Below are 16,550 nucleotides of genomic sequence, written 5' to 3'. Positions count from 1 at the left end.
TTCTTGTTTAGAGAAATTTTTTGCATCACCTAAAAAACACCCCGAAGGATGTTTGTAAATTGTGAGTCGCGAACTTTACTTTGGGGGGGCACGCGTAACACTATTTCTTGGAGCGAAGGCATCTAAAGCGCGTCTCTTGCATTATGGATTTTGGCTTTTTTCTTCTGTAAACTGATTATCATAGACCATCACAAATTATAACCTTCTGAGTTCTCTAAAATAAACTGTTTGATTTTCTCATCGAATCTACGATATATATTTATGATCTCATCTGCTATTTGTTTTACATTATTAAGGTGATCAAATGGATTTGAATGTTTAGTCGCCCTTATTAATATTTCGTCAGTTGATAATTTTATGTGCTTCCATGTAATGAATCCGTCATCTGTGGTTTTATCCGATAATTTACATTTTAAATTCTCAACTATTTTTCGATGGTCCTCTTCAAAATGTGTAATCTTACCGTCAGAATTATAAAGCGTTACCGCAATATATAGATTTCTATCATATTCCAAAACAGTTTTGATTTTGTAATTTAAATATGAATAACAATTGAGTATTGCATACTCGTCAACGAAGCAATATTGGCCGTTAAAGCGCTCTGATTTACTGACTGCTTCAGATATCTCTTTTAGCACATGAATCTCAACTTCCTTTAAGCCGGTATCCAAGAAATCTCTAATTTCGAACATTGCTGGGAGGTATTCCTGGTTATCTTTAAGCATCTGTAATATTGAATCATTGGGTTTGTTCTTTTTAGTCATGTTCTCTATCGTTCCTTTAAATGATTTGATTGCACTCGCGATTTGTTCATCGCTATTAATATCTTGATTCCCTACTTGATTATTGATTAGCTTTAGACATTCATCCAACCACTTTAATATGTGCTTTCTAAAAGATATTGCAACTACTCTTGGTTTATCTACTTTCATATTTTCAAACGCGTTCGCAGATGGACTTCTCCCATCTATTGTTAGATAGTATAGTTTAGATGGTTTTGTGTCAGTGATACTCTTTTGCTTCATTAGTGAGTCTACATATTTTAAGTATCGGCTACATTGCTCAGGCTGGTCTTTGGCATCTATCTTAACTTCAATTGGCATTAAATTTAACAGGGAATTGTTGCTTGATTCTTTCACAATCAACAAATCAATTCTTCCTGTGCTTGTCGCTTCTGTACGATTAATCGTAACTTCTCTTCTTACCTTATATTTGACGTGGTCATCATAACAATCAGAACACCCTAAAACATTTTTTAGAAATAACATCAGGAATTCTTTATGATATTTTGATTTTCCTGGAGAAATCAGGCTATAAATAAGTTGTGTTATTCTAACTTCATTTCGCTCTATCCCCAGTGCTTCAAGCATGTTGAATGGTAAGTTCACAAGGATTTCTTCTTTTTCTTTGTGTACTTTTGTAAATTTATCAAGAACTTCCTTTATTGTTTCGTAATGCGCTTGGCTCATGTTACTTCTCCCTTTTATACGGTTCAAAATATGTTTTCTTCAAACTTTAATAAGCATACTCCCCAATAACTACAAACAGTGAGGTACTGTTTGATGAAGTTTGGTTCATAATATGTTGTTAATTGAAAATTAGAGGTGTTCGAGCTTATGGCTTTAAAATTCTCTTCTTGTGTGTCATAACATCTGATTACACAATCAGTAATTCGATCTGTACTCAATACTACTGCAACGTCATCCCATTTCGCAACATTGAAGAAAGCACCCTCTAAGTTAATTTTAACAGCTTTGCCAAATGTGACAATACACTGTTTATGATGTCTTATAGACCCATCTGAGTTCACCTGTGTCTCAAAAAATAAATTTCTTAGCGTTCGATTATCAATGTTATCTAAATATACTCGTTCATTCTGATACACTAACCCACGAATTGACATTGTTAATATTCTCTTAATGTTGATGATTTCGCAGATATCTCCACATAAAATTTCAAAGTCAATCTTACTTTTAATCTCACATAGAAAATCAATAAATACTGCATCGATCAGTATTTCCTTGTTCAAACCATTCATGAGTGTAGGTAAATCAATGACGGAAAAATCAAATGAATATTGGTTGATTGAAATATATAATGAAAACGGTTCATCACTAGTCGGTTCATATTCATATAATATTGCTCCAAAATTTACGCTAACTTCAATAGTCAACATTGACAGACTATCCACCGCTCCAAGTTTGAAGTGTGTTCTGTTTGCGTCCTCATATTGCTTGACACCCGTCTTGATTTCATTCAGTACTTGTTCTAATATATAGGTCATGTTCTTACCTCAACTGATATCCATTCACAATAACTGCGGCATCTGTGAAACACTCTGTAAAACTCATTGCTCTTTGGTAATTCGCTGAAGCATATATATCGATTACTTGTAATGCGTCATTAATGATATCAAATTCTGCATTGTTGTATCCACTTAGATAAAGTTCAATTGTCTTAAGTGACTTACTTCTTAAGAGAACTTCCAAGCTTTTATTATCCTTAACTTGAACAATGAGTTGTTCCAAGTAGAACAATTCGCATACATCAAACGCAACAACAGGATGTTGATTATAATGTCCTTTACTTGCTCCGATCTCTAATTGCTCAATCTTTGCAGTGTTGATTGACTCATTAATGACAATTACTTCATCCGGAATGCCATCAAATACAATTGTTAGTATTCGTATGTAGGAAAAACCCTTCAGTAACGCAAGTAAGTCATTAATGAAACTACTGTAGTTTCCGTTAATTTTATCTAAACCTATGGTAATATCAAGTGTCTCACTCTTGATACATTCGAAATTTAGCAAGCGCAGTAACAGCAAGAACAGTGCATCATTTCGATCTTGATCACTCACGGCAAAGAGTGTGTTGACATAATTCAAAGCGTATCGTGTGCTGTCATGATAAAAATGTATTCTTTTATTGTCGATGCTTACGCGAAGCGTCTTGTAATACTCAACCCACTTCCAATGAATTTGGATGTATCTTTCTTTCGTAAAGAAATCCATGGCCTTATAATCTACACTTTCATTATATTCTTTCATAATTTACCTTTTCTTGTGAACAGCATCAATTTTTTACCTGATGCACCTTCCACTATGCGCCTTCCTTTAATAATACAGACCTTATGGCGCATCCATTATACCCCACAATCCCCTAATCGCTCCTTTAAGTATTAAATAATTGAGGTTTTTATTCAATTTAGAATATTTGCTTCAGAATTATTACGACATTGTTATTATTCTTTATTTTTTAACAAAGTTTCCAATCATTATTCAACTACAATTATTATCATTGCATTGTGAGACTTCCATATGAAGTAAAAAAACACCCAGAAGGATGTTTATAAAGGATAGTAGATGTAACTTGGGGTTTTCACTTTAAAACACAACTTTTAAAGGTGAAGCAATTGACCGTTCTTCACTTGCTTAAGGAAAGTTTGAGGATTAATTGGTATAAATTGAGTATCTTAGACCATCAAAATAAAGCATTACGTTACTTTATACAAAATGGTTTTCTGTATATAAGTGTTTTTTGGTTTACTTAATTTAATGAAGTTCATAAAAAAGGTAGAAACCTCAAGTTTGCAGACAAAAGTTTCTACCAATCCAAACCCTCCTAAAAGGAGTAAGACTATGATATCAGTTTTTTAAAACTCATTCAATGACAAACGGTAGTGGACCAGTTTTCAATTGAGATTTGGACCATTATTCAGTTGACAAATACACTCATTTCTATGAATCCCAAAACAATGCGTTTTCCGTGATGTTTAAATAAACAGATGCACGGATTCGTTTTGGAACCGATCAGAAGACCATAAAAACAAGCCGTTTAACCAATGTAGAAAAGAGGTCGCACACTATTATGGAACGAAGCAATCCTCAAATTAATAAGCCTAGCACACCCTCAAATCCAGAAGATTGAGGTCAAGGTCAAAGTGACGCACTGATACCATAGATACCGTACACGATGTGATCCGTGTACTCCGTGTAATAAACGGATTGATAAACACAACCCCATTTGTGTATCGAAGGCTTCCATCAGGTGCCATGACTTGAAATGGGTAGTAGACCTACCCTGTTCATTTTCCCTTTCTCAAACGATTCAATAATAAAACATTCGGGTCACCCAAGATAAATCCAAAAAAAAATCAAACAGGTTTGGATTATAAAATCGTGTCTGTTTGATTTAGTGTGTATGTGTTATATGAAATGATCTCGAGCATATCATTCAATCCATTTTTAAAGATTGTGACAGCGTATGACAGTTGTGATTATGCGAAGATAAAGGATGTATCCGCACCTTCAGGTTTTATGTCCGTGATGATTTTTAATGCATCACCATCTGCAAAGGATACCTTTGAGATTTTATAAAACTTTGAATGGTCCACAAGGCAGTATGCATCGTGTGCTTGTTCAATGATTTTACGTTTTACTGCTGCTTCATTCACATCGGGTGTTGAAAACCCAAAGTCAGGATCAACTGCGTTGGTTCCCAAAAAAGCAAGGTCAAACTTATAGTGTGAAAGTGCTTGAATACACTCAACACCAACACAAGCTAGGGTTGCGGGTTTCACATCCCCACCAACAAGATGACATTCAATACCATGTCGTACAAGTCGTGTAACGTGGTGAACACCATGGGTATAAACGATGATTTTCTTTCCTTTAAGTAAAGGAATCATTTCACCCACGGTTGAACCCGCATCAAGATATACAATCATGTTATCTTGTACTAACGCACTGGCTCGTTTTGCGATTTCTTTTTTAATGTCAATGTTTTCAAGGATACGTGTTTCCACATCAATGTCAGTGTTAACCCATTCCTGATCAACGCTTTGTGCACCACCATGCACTTTTTTTAGTTTACCCTTGTCGTGAAGTTCAATAATATCACGCCGAACTGTAATTTCTGAAGCATCGGTAAGTAATACGAGGTCTTCAACACGCGCAAACTCATGATTCTTTAAATAATCTATTATTTTTTGTTGTCGTTGCACTTTTAGCATAGCGTCCCTCCCATCTTACCAGCCGCCGCCACCGCTGCCGCCAAAGCCGCCACCTGAGAAGCCACCACCGCCAGATGAACCACCGCCAAAGCCACCGCCACCACCAAAGCCACGGCCTGATGATGTTGAATTAATTGGCTCAGAAATCATCGATCGTTGGACGGTATTCATGGAACGATTCAACATCGACCACATATAGATGCTGTTCATATTGGGAATGGTTGAAGTTGTATGATACCAATCGGGTGTTTCAATCGCAATTGATTCAAACTTCTTACTCCATACATCCGTAACACCCAATACATACGCAAATGGAAGGATGTCATAGAAAATGGTGGGTGTTTCTTCTGCCAGTTTCACAAGTCGATCATGCTCTGCAACTTCAATAAAGCGTTTGAGCCCGGATATCTGACCATACCACCGTGCACCTTGTTGTGTTCTACGATCCATAAGTCCTGTTAAGATTAAGGATAGTGTTAGTATCAACGTCACACAGATGAGTTGAAGTGAATTGACCTGGATTCTAAACAAGAGACTTCCCCCTTTTAGAATCAGGATAAGCATGAGTGAAATACCAACTGAATAAAGCACGATAAGGGCTTTTTGGTGAAGTTTATTGAGTTTAATATACGGAAATCCAATCCCTGCAATGATACAAGCGATTGCACAAAGAACCCCCGCAATTCCAAATCCTACGAATGCAAACCCACTGTAACCAAAGGTAGCATACACGACGAGTCCACAATAGATTCCAAACGCAACCGTTAAGAGTATCGAACTTAAGACCTTCATACCCGTTGATTTTGTATCATAGACTTTCTTATCTTTATCTTTACGGAAGTAATCCGGAATGCTCCCTACCGCAAATGTAATCTTTTGCCCAAAAGTATTGGTCAGTTCTTGGGTTGTTACTTCATCACGATCTTCAAAGAGTGCCATAAATAACCGTTCTTCTTCTCGATTGTGACCGTGATATTCAGAAACTTTCGATATTTTAATGGTATCATCATCCAGCTCTTCAAGCGTTAAGAAGCCTTGAGACGCCCATAAGATAATGAGTGAAGTGACATCTTTTGCTTGAACTGTCCGATTATAAATATAAGCTACTTCCGCAGAACTCAAGCCATCGGGTGCAGTAAACTCAACAGTTTCCACAATCGGATAATCTTTTCCATAACGCATAAACCAGAAGATTAAAAGTGCTAACACCCCAACCAATAGACCAAACCCAACAAAGGTGAAGTCATGGTTTGCGAAACTAAAGAATCCATGTGGTAACTCTGCCATGATCGTCACAGCTTCATAGGTTCTTGAAGGTCCCACACTTCCAGATAACGTATTGCCATCGCGGTGTATCTCTACGACATTGTAGGATTCTTGGGTTCCGGCTTGAATTTCATGTGGAAAACTTTCAGGTAAGTCTTTTTCAAATTGAATGGTAAAGTCGACATTCTCAAAATCAAAGTTCCATCCATTTCCCTTTATATTCATAAAGAATACATCATAATCCAAACCAAGACCTAAATCTTGGGTGTGAATCTTATATGAATACTTAAAGGTCTGCTCACCCGTTAAGAATTGACCCGCTGTTCCTAAACGAAATACTAAATCACTTAACGATGAACTGTCATCATCTTCAGTTACCGCATGGGTTGATGAGGTAAAATCTGTAATTCTAAAGAAATAATTGCGCTTATCATTGGGTTTGTTTGTCCAACCACCTACATCGAAATCAGAGTAGAGTTGTGGTAGTACCACAAAGATTCCTTGTTGGGGATTATTAAAATATACCGTTACTTCTTCTGTAACCTCAATGACACCATTTTCGTTTACGTTCATTTGAACATTGAGGTTCAGACCATCAATCGTACTGGTTTCAGCATGAACATTGATTGGTCTTAAACCTAAAAACAATGTCAGAGTTAAAAGACACAGCATTAACTTACGTTTCATGTGTCATCACCTCCTGTAAATAAAGAAAGGGGATTACATCCCCTGTTGCTTAAAATGATACTTTGACGTTTTCGCGTTCAGTTTCATTGTTTACTTCATAGAGAGGTTTACGTTTGAACCCAAACATATTTGCGATAATCACTGAAGGGAATGTTTCAATCTTCGTGTTAAAGTCACGAGTAGTACCGTTATAGTATTTACGAGATTGAGCGATTTCTGTTTCAATGAGTTTCAATTGATTTTGTAAATCAAGGAAGTTTGTATTTGCCTTAAGATCTGGATAACTTTCAGTCAATGCAAACAAACGACCCATCACTTGACTTAAGTCACCTTCTGCTTGAAGACGTGCTTCATCAGTAGTGGCATTTACAGCCTTGTTTCGTGCTGAGATTACCGCTTCAAGTGTACCACTTTCATGTTTCGCATACCCTTTTACTGTTTCAACAAGGTTTGGAATCAAGTCATAACGCTTTTTAAGGTACACATCCATCGTTGAGAATGCTTCTTCCACTAGATTACGTTGACTCACTAGACCATTATATGCCATGACAACATACAATACGACAATGACAACAACGCCCAATGCAATCCATAATCCGCTAATTGCTGTTAATATATTCATAGTTATACCTCCTATGTCTTACATGTATCATACAGTCAAATATCAACTAAAGTCAAGCATAGTAATGCGAATCATAACAAACTTTTAACAGAAATGCCAAGAAGTCTCCGACTTCTATAAGTGGGGGATGAATTGGCTGTCTTTAACCCTTAAATCATGATATAATATAGTCAGTAGAAATATAAGGGGAGTGCATAATATGCAGGTTTTAGACAATAATGCTCATTCTGTGTTTTTATTGACATATCATATGGTTTTTGTCACAAAATATCGCAGAAAAGTCATCAATGATTCAATTTCGAAACGGGCTCATGAAATCTTTGTTTCCATTGCTCCAAACTACAATATCACCTGTATTGAATGGAATCATGATGTTGACCATGTTCATATTCTATTCAAAGCCCATCCAAATACATCGCTTAGCAAGTTTATCAATGCTTACAAAAGTGCAAGCAGTCGCTTGATTAAGAAAGAATTTCCAGAAGTGAAAGCATCCCTTTGGAAAGATGCTTTTTGGTCAAAGAGTTTCTGCTTGATTTCTGTTGGTGGTGCACCTCTAGAAGTGTTGAAACAGTATATTGAGACACAGGGGGAAAAGCGATGAAACGTGCCTACAGGTTTAGAATTTATCCAAACCAAGAGCAAATCATCTTTTTCGCAAAAACGTTTGGTTGTGTTCGTAAGACGTATAACCTCATGCTTGAAGAGCGGCTTCAAATGAATGAGGATTATCGAAACGGACTTCCAACAAACGATAAAATTCCAACACCTGCAAAGTATAAGGAAGATTACCCTTATTTGAAGGAAGTAGACAGTCTTGCCTTAGCGAATGCACAATTGAATCTTGACCGAGCATTTAAGAATTGTTATCGAGATCCAAAGGTAGGTGAGCCAAAGTATAAATCAAGAAAAATGGAGCAGTCCTATACCACAAACAATCAAAAAGGAACAATATCCGTTAAAAATCATAAATATCTTAAACTGCCAAAACTTAAGAGTCTTGTGAGAATCAAGATGCATCGTCACCCAAAAGGTGATATTAAATCCGCAACGATATCAAGGAGTACAACAGGAATCTATCACGTCTCACTCTTAGTCGAAGAAACAATCGAGCACCTACCTAAGACGGGGTCTGAGGTTGGGATTGATCTTGGATTGATTGCTTTTGCGGTGCTCTCTGATGGAAGACGTATTCCAAACCCACGGTTCACGAACCAAGAAGCACAAACACTGAAACGAGAACAACGTAAGTTATCAAAACGTAAAAGGGAGGCAAAGAAACGGGGTGTCCCGCTGAGTGAAGCCAAGAATTACCAAAAGCAAAAGTTAAATGTCGCACGAATCCATGAGAAGATCGCAAATCGACGCAATGATTTCTTAAACAAGGTGAGTAAGGAGCTAATCGAGAACCATGATGTGCTCTGTATAGAAACCTTAAAAGTTAAAGAAATGATGAAGACGAAGCGGGTTTCAAAGAGTATTGCAGATGTGTCTTGGTCACAATTTGTGGCAAAGCTCGAATACAAAGCCGATTGGTATGGGAAAAAAGTAATCAAGATTGATTCCTGGTATCCGTCCAGTCAGCTGTGTTCTCACTGTGGACATAATGATGGAAAGAAACCACTGGAGATACGTCAATGGGAATGTTCCAACTGCAACATCACACACGATCGTGATTTGAATGCAAGCATCAATATCCTGAATGAAGGATTAAGACTTTCGCATCAATCCTAAGAATGAAAAACAATAAACCGATGGGACATCGGGGATAGCTTGATAAATAAAAGTGACCGCTGGTCGACAGGAATGTCGATTAAGTTTGCTTTGTTCTCAAGAAGCCCCCACTTCGAGCGTATGCTAAGTGGCGGGTAGTTCACCAAAAGTTATCAATAATTAACATTGCATTTATCATACCTTATATAAAAACCCTTTATAACAAAAAATTCCTTGCATTTAGGATCAACTCATTGATTCCATAATGCAAGGATTCGTCGTCATTTCTTCATAATCTACCGACAACTGTAATGATTTATAAAGAGAAGACCTGTATCACAAGAGTAAAGTCACCCATGAACATATTTTTAGGAGATTGAAAACACAATACGTTTTCGATTGTATAAGGGGAGAAGAAGTTAATACGTGTTCATGTTGATGATAAACTCTTTGCGTTTGTGATTCATTGACTCTTACCCGATCTAAGTTTTAGGATACTCATAAATTCTTGTCAAGTACAATCGGTTGGTATCACCTCCATTGGTTCAATGTGATTTTAATCACCTTACACTGATAGTATACGGACTCAACCTTATTCAAACCTTAATTACAAGAAAAAACTCAATCCACAGCTGAATTGAGTTTATCGGATATTATTGATATCGTTCTTTGGTTGCCTTTTGCGCTTCACGTTTCAGGGAACGATCACGTTCTGTTGCACGTTTGTCATAGAGATGCTTCCCTTTCGCAACACCAATTTCAAGTTTCGCGCGACCATTCTTCAAATATAAATGAAGCGGTACGATTGTATTTCCTTGAAGTTGTATTTCTTTGAATAGTTTTTTTATCTCATGTGAATGCAACAACAACTTGCGATCACGGGTTTCATCATGATTAAATCGATTTCCAAAATCATAGGGTGCAATGTGCATTCCTTTAATCCATGCTTCACCATCGCGGATGGAGATATAGGATTCTTTGAGTTGTACATGCCCTTGACGAATGGATTTAATTTCGGTGCCTGTGAGCACTAATCCAGCTTCAAAAGTATCGTTGATGAAATAATCATGATACGCTTTACGATTTTTTGCGATACTTAACACGTTTTTTCGCCCCCCTTTTCTCTTTCATAAAGAACTCTACTTCATGTTCTTGTAAGTCAACAGATTCTACTTTTACATTTACTTTTTGTCCTAACACATAGGTAACATTGGTATGCGTACCGATGGCTTTTTGTGAGGCCATATCCACAACCATATGATCCCGCATACTTCTAAAAGGTACAACCCCTTCAACGGTGTTTTCCAGTTCCACAAAGATACCGTAATTACTGAATCCACTGATGAACCCTTCATAGGCTTCACCTTTTTTATCTTTCATGTACTGTGCTTTCTTAATCTTCTCAACATCGCGTTCTGCTTCCATGATATCCCGTTCTTTGGATGATACATGTGCTGCACAATCTTGGGCCATCTGCACATCGTCATTAAAGTGAGAGAAATCATGATTAAAGACATACTTTCTCAAACATTGATGGAGCCATAAATCAGGATAACGACGAATTGGAGAGGTAAAGTGGGCATAGTCTTCCAATGCTAAACCAAAGTGACCAATCGGTTCTTGATCATAGCGTGCTTTACTCATCGAACGAATCATTAAACGCGATACAACCGGGCCTTCGGGTCTATCTTTAAAGTAGTCCATTGCTTTTTGAAGGGTCTTTGGATGAATTTTATCCAAGCTTCCCTTCATACGGTACCCTAAAGTACGCAGCGTATGAGACAATCCTTTGACTTTCTCTAGATCTGGTTTCTCATGGACACGGTACATAATTGGAATTTCCAAGTATTTACAATGCCGGGCAACTGTTTCATTGGCACAAACCATGAATGCTTCAATCATGGCTTCGGCTTCACCTTGTGTTCGACGGTAAATGTCTAAGACATTCCCCTCATGATCCACCACATATTTCGCCTCATCACTTTCAAAGTCAATTGACCCTGCTTGGTTGCGTGTGTAGTGCAGTATTTGTGCACAATGAAGCATGTCGTGAATCATATCCGTTTCATTGCCCCATGTATCATTTTGATTAATTTCATTATAACTCATGCGACGTTTTGATTGAATGATTGAAGGATAAACCGCATAGTTATCCACAACCCCTTTCGAATCAATGTCCATCATACATGTCAGTGTTAAACGATCCACATTGGGGTGCAAAGAACACACACCATTGGAAAGGTTTTTGGGTAACATCGGTACAACGCGGTCTACAAGGTAAATTGAAGACGTACGTTCTGACGCATTCACATCAAGGGGTGATTTTGGTGTTACATAGTGACTCACATCCGCAATATGGACATACAAGCGATACCCATCTGCTTTACGTTCGAGATAAATCGCATCATCCAAATCTTTTGCATCTTCACCATCGACGGTGATGACGTTTTGATTGCGATGATCGATGCGTCCTTCAAAACTTGTTGGATCGACTTCATCAGGCATTGTCGCTGCTTGATCAAGCGCATCCTGATTAAAGGCAACCTCAAGATCATGAACCATTAACACTGAGATCACATCAATACCAGGTTCATCTGCTAATCCCAATACCGATTGCACATGGCCTTCTACGACACCATTTTTAACACGGTCCACTGCGATAATCACACGTTGGTTTGGTGTTGCCTCCCCTTTAATCTCAAAATTATACGGGAATTTATTTTCATAGGGTTTAAAAAGGAGTGTCTTCCCCTTTTTTTCAAAGGTACCAAGGATGAAGGAACGCTTACGTTCCATTACCTTGATGACATCCCCCTCTTCTTGTTTATTCACTTGATTACATTGTACTAAAACAACATCACGATCCAGTGCTCCATTAAAATTGCGTCCCCCGATATAGATTGCATCGGCCTTATCTCCGACAAAGCCAAAGGTTTCTCTGACAACTCTTAGGGTTCCAAGCCTGAAATGCGTCTTATCGATAACATAAAGCAAGTCATCAATTTGAACCAATTCTTCATGGGCTTTCATTGTCTTAAAAACAGACTCACAAATGGATGATGAAAAGCCCAGTGTTTGATTCAAATTTTGAATCCATGTATCCACTGAGTAGACCGTTCCATTCGCTTTAAACAACGCTTGTTTTACTTTTTCATACTGTGTGTCTGTATGTTTCATATGTACCTCTTCAAAATAAAAACCGCATATGCGGTCTTATTGTACTATCAAGATTATAACTACGAGAACAAAATAAAGACATCCCGTAACCATCGTTATACGTGAGATTACTTTCTCAGCACCACGTTCTTTGGTGTTTGAGAATAAGTTCAAACTTGAACTTCCTGTAAATGCCCCCGTAAATCCTTCAGATTTTCCGCTTTGTAATAATGATAGAATGATCAGCAGTGCTGATACAATTAATAATAAGAATTCTAGAAACTGAGCCATATTTATCATGCCTTTCAATAATCTACTACATTTTAACAAATCCACCCTCTGATTTCAACGTTTATACGGTTAAAACACACGATAAACCCAAGTATTTGCGAAAAAAGAAGGGTGTTTTGGTGTTGAGATTTCAAATTGATTCATTTTATAATCGCCATAAAGGAGATTTTCAAATGGTTAATATACAAACACCGTCCACAAGCAAAACCACGATGCGTGTCAAATACAACATCATGCGTAACAAGGATCTTAGTGCGAATGTGTGTCCGTTGACGCTGGCTCATAGAAGTCCTAAAGCCGATTAAACAAAACGACAGACCCTTAGAACCGGGTCTTAAAGACACACAAATTGTGTGCACCTTGGAAGAAACCAGTCTTCTATGAATGGATTTCACCCTGTATCTTAAGCATCATCAAACGCCTTAAAAAAGCATAAGAAGGATACATTCATGCACACTTTGGGACACCCATTTGCCCAATTTGAAAAAGGGCTTATCCATGAAGTCTTAAACCGACTACTCAAGATCATAAATGAACTCGAGTAGATCTCTGGGTTGACATTTCAACTCACGGCATATCGCATTGAGTGTCGAGAATCGAATCGCTTTTACACGTTCATTTTTCAGTTTCGAAAGATTGACTTCCGAGATTCCAGTCTTTTGGGATAAATCCTTTAAAGACATTTTACGATCGGCCATAACCCGATCAAGTCTGATTACTATCATCGTCATCACCTTGTGTAATTATACCATACTTTTTCACAAGCATATCGTTTATCGTTAAATATTTTATGATTAAACTTTGTTAAAGGAATAACAATTCGAAAGTTACCCAATATAGCCTTGAATCTGTCATTGATAAAAGATATGCTATTTGTAGTTATTTTATACGGAGGGAAAATCGAATTATGGAAAATAAATTAGAAAATTTAGTAATACTTAAACGTGATAATCGCAAATCAAAATTTAACGGTGAAAAAATCGCAGTCGCAATCAAAAAAGGCTTTGATTCTGTAGAAAACAAGAAATATAGCAGTGATGATGTAAACGAAGTGTACTCTGCAGTATTAGCGGTGTTGGCTCAAAGCGTTGACGGGGATCCTTTTGTGTCTATTGAACACATTCAGGACTTAATTGAACGTGAACTTTTACGTCAGAATTATATTGATGTTTACGAATCATTTTCTTCATATCGTAACCGTCGTAATGAATCGCGTAAAATCTTTATCTCTAAACAACACAAATTCCTTAAAGCGATTGAAGCCCTCAATCAAAAAGAAGCACACGAAGACGATAGTAAACGTGAAAACGCAAACGTTGATGGCAACAGTCCAATGGGAATGATGTTGCAGTTTGGTTCAACCGTATCCAAAGAATTTGCGAAAGCATATCAAATGAGTCATAACTTTTACAATGCTCATGATTCAGGACAAATTCACATCCATGATATGGACTTTTTACCAATGGGTACCACAACCTGTAATCAAATTAACCTCGCAAAACTCTTTGAAAATGGGTTCTCTACAGGTCATGGACACTTACGTAAACCAAAAGACATCATGTCTTATGCTGCTTTAGCTGCAATCGCCATTCAATCCAATCAAAACGACCAACATGGAGGCCAAAGTATTCCTGCATTTGACTACTACATGGCACCCGGTGTCCTTAACACCTTCAAAAAACAATTCAAACAACGAATTTATGAATACCTTGACCTTCAAGATCTTCTCTTAGACTTCAACATGGATAAAGCAGTCGCAACCATCGATGCATTCACATCCATTGATGTCACTTTAGATGATCTCCGTTTAGTTGCAGGTAAAAACGATGCTGTCATGAAACTTGTGGAAAAAGCGTATGAAAAAGCACTCGCAGTCACCAATCGGATCACTTTCCAAGCAATGGAAGCATTCATTCACAACCTTAATACCATGCACTCTCGTGCGGGTGCACAAGTACCATTTAGTTCACTGAACTTTGGTACTGATATTTCACCTGAAGGACGCATGGTTGTGGACAACTACCTTGACGCATTGGATTCAGGACTTGGAAAAGGTGAAACACCGATTTTCCCAATTTCAATCTTTAAAGTTAAAGAAGGCGTTAACTACAATCCAGAAGACCCTAACTACGATTTATTCAAAAAATCAATTGCTGTTTCTTCAAAACGACTCTTCCCTAACTTCTCATTCATCGACTCACCGTTTAACCTTCAATATTACAAAGACGGTGATTATGAAACAGAATGTACCTATATGGGGTGTCGTACCCGTGTAATGGGGGATATTACTGATCCAGATAATGAAGTTGTGACCGGACGTGGTAACCTAAGCTTTACCTCAATCAACCTCGTACGTTTAGGTATTAAACATGGACTTTTAAACAATGAAACTCCAGATATTGACGGATTCTTTGAAGAATTAGGCGACTTAATGGACCTCGTGAAAGACCAACTGCTTGAACGCTTTGATATTCAATGTGCAAAACATGTATCAAACTTTAAATTCCTTTTAGGACAAGGTGTTTGGAAAAACTCAGAAACACTTAAACCAAGTGAAAACCTTCGTCGTGTCCTCAAACACGGTTCCCTAGCCTTTGGATTTATTGGCCTTGCGGAATGTCTAAAAGCATTGATTGGTGTGCACCATGGAGAAAGCGAAGAAGCCCAAGAACTTGGATTACGAATTGTTGGATTTATGCGTGCGAAAGCCGATGAATACAGCCAAGAATACGGACTCAACTTCTCACTCATCGCAACACCAGCAGAAGGACTCTCAGGACGCTTTGTGGCAATTGACCAATCAATCTTTGGTAGCATTGAAGCCATTACCGATCGCGATTACTACACAAACTCCTTCCATGTTCCAGTTTACTATGATGTAACAGTGGACAAAAAACTCCAACTTGAAGCACCCTACCACAACCTTACAAACGGTGGACACATCACTTATGTAGAACTTGATGGCGATACGACTAAAAACCTTGAAGCCTTTGAAGAAGTTGTGCGTAAGATGCACGACTACCAAATCGGATATGGTGCAATCAACCACCCTGTAGACCGTGACCCGGCATGTGGTTATACCGGAATCATCAACGATGTATGTCCTGTATGTGGACGCAGTGAAGAAGCACATAATGCACAACCATTTGAACGTATTCGTCGTATTACAGGATATTTAGTAGGTACCCTTGATCGATTCAACGATGCGAAACGCGCCGAAGAACATGATCGTGTAAAACACTCCATATGACCATCCGACTTTCCTCACTCATCCACGACTCAATCGTAGATGGTGAAGGCCTTCGTTCGGTAATCTTTACCCAAGGGTGTCCACACAACTGTCCCGGATGCCACAACCAAAGCACGATCCCATTTGATGGTGGGACAATCTTGGACATCCAAACTGTCATTGACGATATTCTAAAACGCGATTTAAAACGCGTAACCTTTTCAGGGGGAGAACCCTTTGTCCAAGCAGAAAGTTGTTATTACATTGCAGTAGCGCTAAAAAAACACGGCTATAACCTGTGGTCGTATACAGGTTATACAATGGATGCACTGTTAAGACATCGCGACCCTTATGTTCGAAAGTTCTTAGAACAAATTGAAATCCTCATTGATGGCCGGTTTATCCTTGCACAACGAAGTCTTCAAACACTTTTTAGAGGATCAACCAATCAACGCATTATTGATGTTCCTGCGTCACTTGAAAAAAATGCACCGGTTGTCGCAACACGGTTCAAAGACCCAGAACTCAATATTCCAAAAGCAAAAGAAAAGGATAAAGGTATCTTTATCTAA

At 37.9% G+C, this 16,550-nt stretch carries 14 protein-coding genes; 4 read left to right on the top strand and 10 right to left on the bottom strand.

Features of this window, described 5'->3' with window-relative positions:
• Window positions 1-188: 188 nt before the first annotated feature.
• The 6 genes from AOC36_RS01880 to AOC36_RS01855 form a co-directional block, all read right to left on the bottom strand.
• On the bottom strand, window positions 189-1,469 hold the full coding sequence (locus AOC36_RS01880) for a PDDEXK-like family protein (RefSeq protein ID WP_067630641.1): 1,281 nt from the start codon (window positions 1,467-1,469) through the stop codon (window positions 189-191).
• A 23-nt stretch (window positions 1,470-1,492) separates the two neighbouring features.
• Window positions 1,493-2,284 carry a hypothetical protein gene (locus AOC36_RS01875; RefSeq protein ID WP_067630639.1) on the bottom strand — a complete coding sequence of 264 codons (792 nt, stop codon included), beginning with the start codon at window positions 2,282-2,284 and terminating at the stop codon, window positions 1,493-1,495.
• 4 nt (window positions 2,285-2,288) lie between these two features.
• Complete coding sequence (locus AOC36_RS01870) at window positions 2,289-3,050, bottom strand: hypothetical protein (protein ID WP_067630636.1); 762 nt, start codon at window positions 3,048-3,050, stop codon at window positions 2,289-2,291.
• Window positions 3,051-4,279: 1,229 nt separating this feature from the next.
• The gene (locus AOC36_RS01865; RefSeq protein ID WP_067630633.1) at window positions 4,280-5,014 is read right to left on the bottom strand and encodes a DeoR/GlpR family DNA-binding transcription regulator; all 735 of its coding nucleotides are present in this window, start codon (window positions 5,012-5,014) and stop codon (window positions 4,280-4,282) included.
• A gap of 15 nt (window positions 5,015-5,029) precedes the next feature.
• A complete protein-coding gene (locus AOC36_RS01860) occupies window positions 5,030-6,967 on the bottom strand; it encodes a DUF2207 domain-containing protein (RefSeq protein WP_067630630.1) in 1,938 nt (645 codons plus the stop codon).
• Window positions 6,968-7,016: 49 nt separating this feature from the next.
• Window positions 7,017-7,589, bottom strand: coding sequence for a LemA family protein (locus tag AOC36_RS01855; RefSeq protein ID WP_067630627.1), 573 nt, complete (start codon window positions 7,587-7,589; stop codon window positions 7,017-7,019).
• A gap of 199 nt (window positions 7,590-7,788) precedes the next feature.
• On the opposite strand from AOC36_RS01855, the gene tnpA reads away from it, so the two are divergent.
• Complete coding sequence (tnpA, locus tag AOC36_RS01850) at window positions 7,789-8,193, top strand: IS200/IS605 family transposase (RefSeq protein ID WP_067630624.1); 405 nt, start codon at window positions 7,789-7,791, stop codon at window positions 8,191-8,193.
• Window positions 8,190-9,323: an IS200/IS605 family element RNA-guided endonuclease TnpB gene (tnpB, locus tag AOC36_RS01845; protein WP_067630621.1), complete on the top strand. Its 1,134-nt coding sequence runs from the start codon at window positions 8,190-8,192 to the stop codon at window positions 9,321-9,323. Before tnpA ends, tnpB begins: the two co-directional genes overlap by 4 nt.
• Before the next feature lie 632 nt (window positions 9,324-9,955).
• On the opposite strand, the gene smpB is transcribed toward tnpB, so the two are convergent.
• The 4 genes from smpB to AOC36_RS01825 form a co-directional block, all read right to left on the bottom strand.
• Window positions 9,956-10,405, bottom strand: a complete 450-nt coding sequence (gene smpB, locus AOC36_RS01840) for an SsrA-binding protein SmpB (protein WP_067630618.1) — start codon at window positions 10,403-10,405, stop codon at window positions 9,956-9,958.
• The gene (gene rnr, locus AOC36_RS01835; RefSeq protein ID WP_067630615.1) at window positions 10,380-12,479 is read right to left on the bottom strand and encodes a ribonuclease R; all 2,100 of its coding nucleotides are present in this window, start codon (window positions 12,477-12,479) and stop codon (window positions 10,380-10,382) included. The genes smpB and rnr overlap by 26 nt, the downstream gene beginning before the upstream one ends.
• A gap of 36 nt (window positions 12,480-12,515) precedes the next feature.
• Window positions 12,516-12,749, bottom strand: coding sequence for a preprotein translocase subunit SecG (secG, locus tag AOC36_RS01830; RefSeq protein ID WP_067630612.1), 234 nt, complete (start codon window positions 12,747-12,749; stop codon window positions 12,516-12,518).
• Between the two features lie 515 nt (window positions 12,750-13,264).
• Complete coding sequence (locus AOC36_RS01825) at window positions 13,265-13,474, bottom strand: helix-turn-helix domain-containing protein (RefSeq protein ID WP_198401189.1); 210 nt, start codon at window positions 13,472-13,474, stop codon at window positions 13,265-13,267.
• A 182-nt stretch (window positions 13,475-13,656) separates the two neighbouring features.
• Here AOC36_RS01825 and AOC36_RS01820 point away from each other — a divergent pair, with 182 nt between their 5' ends.
• A complete protein-coding gene (locus AOC36_RS01820) occupies window positions 13,657-15,999 on the top strand; it encodes an anaerobic ribonucleoside triphosphate reductase (protein WP_067630607.1) in 2,343 nt (780 codons plus the stop codon).
• Complete coding sequence (locus tag AOC36_RS01815) at window positions 15,996-16,550, top strand: 4Fe-4S single cluster domain-containing protein (RefSeq protein WP_067630604.1); 555 nt, start codon at window positions 15,996-15,998, stop codon at window positions 16,548-16,550. Before AOC36_RS01820 ends, AOC36_RS01815 begins: the two co-directional genes overlap by 4 nt.

It is taken from the genome of Erysipelothrix larvae, assembly GCF_001545095.1.
GTDB lineage: Bacteria > Bacillota_I > Bacilli_A > Erysipelotrichales > Erysipelotrichaceae > Erysipelothrix > Erysipelothrix larvae.
This window is presented reverse-complemented; position numbering and strand designations above follow the sequence as displayed.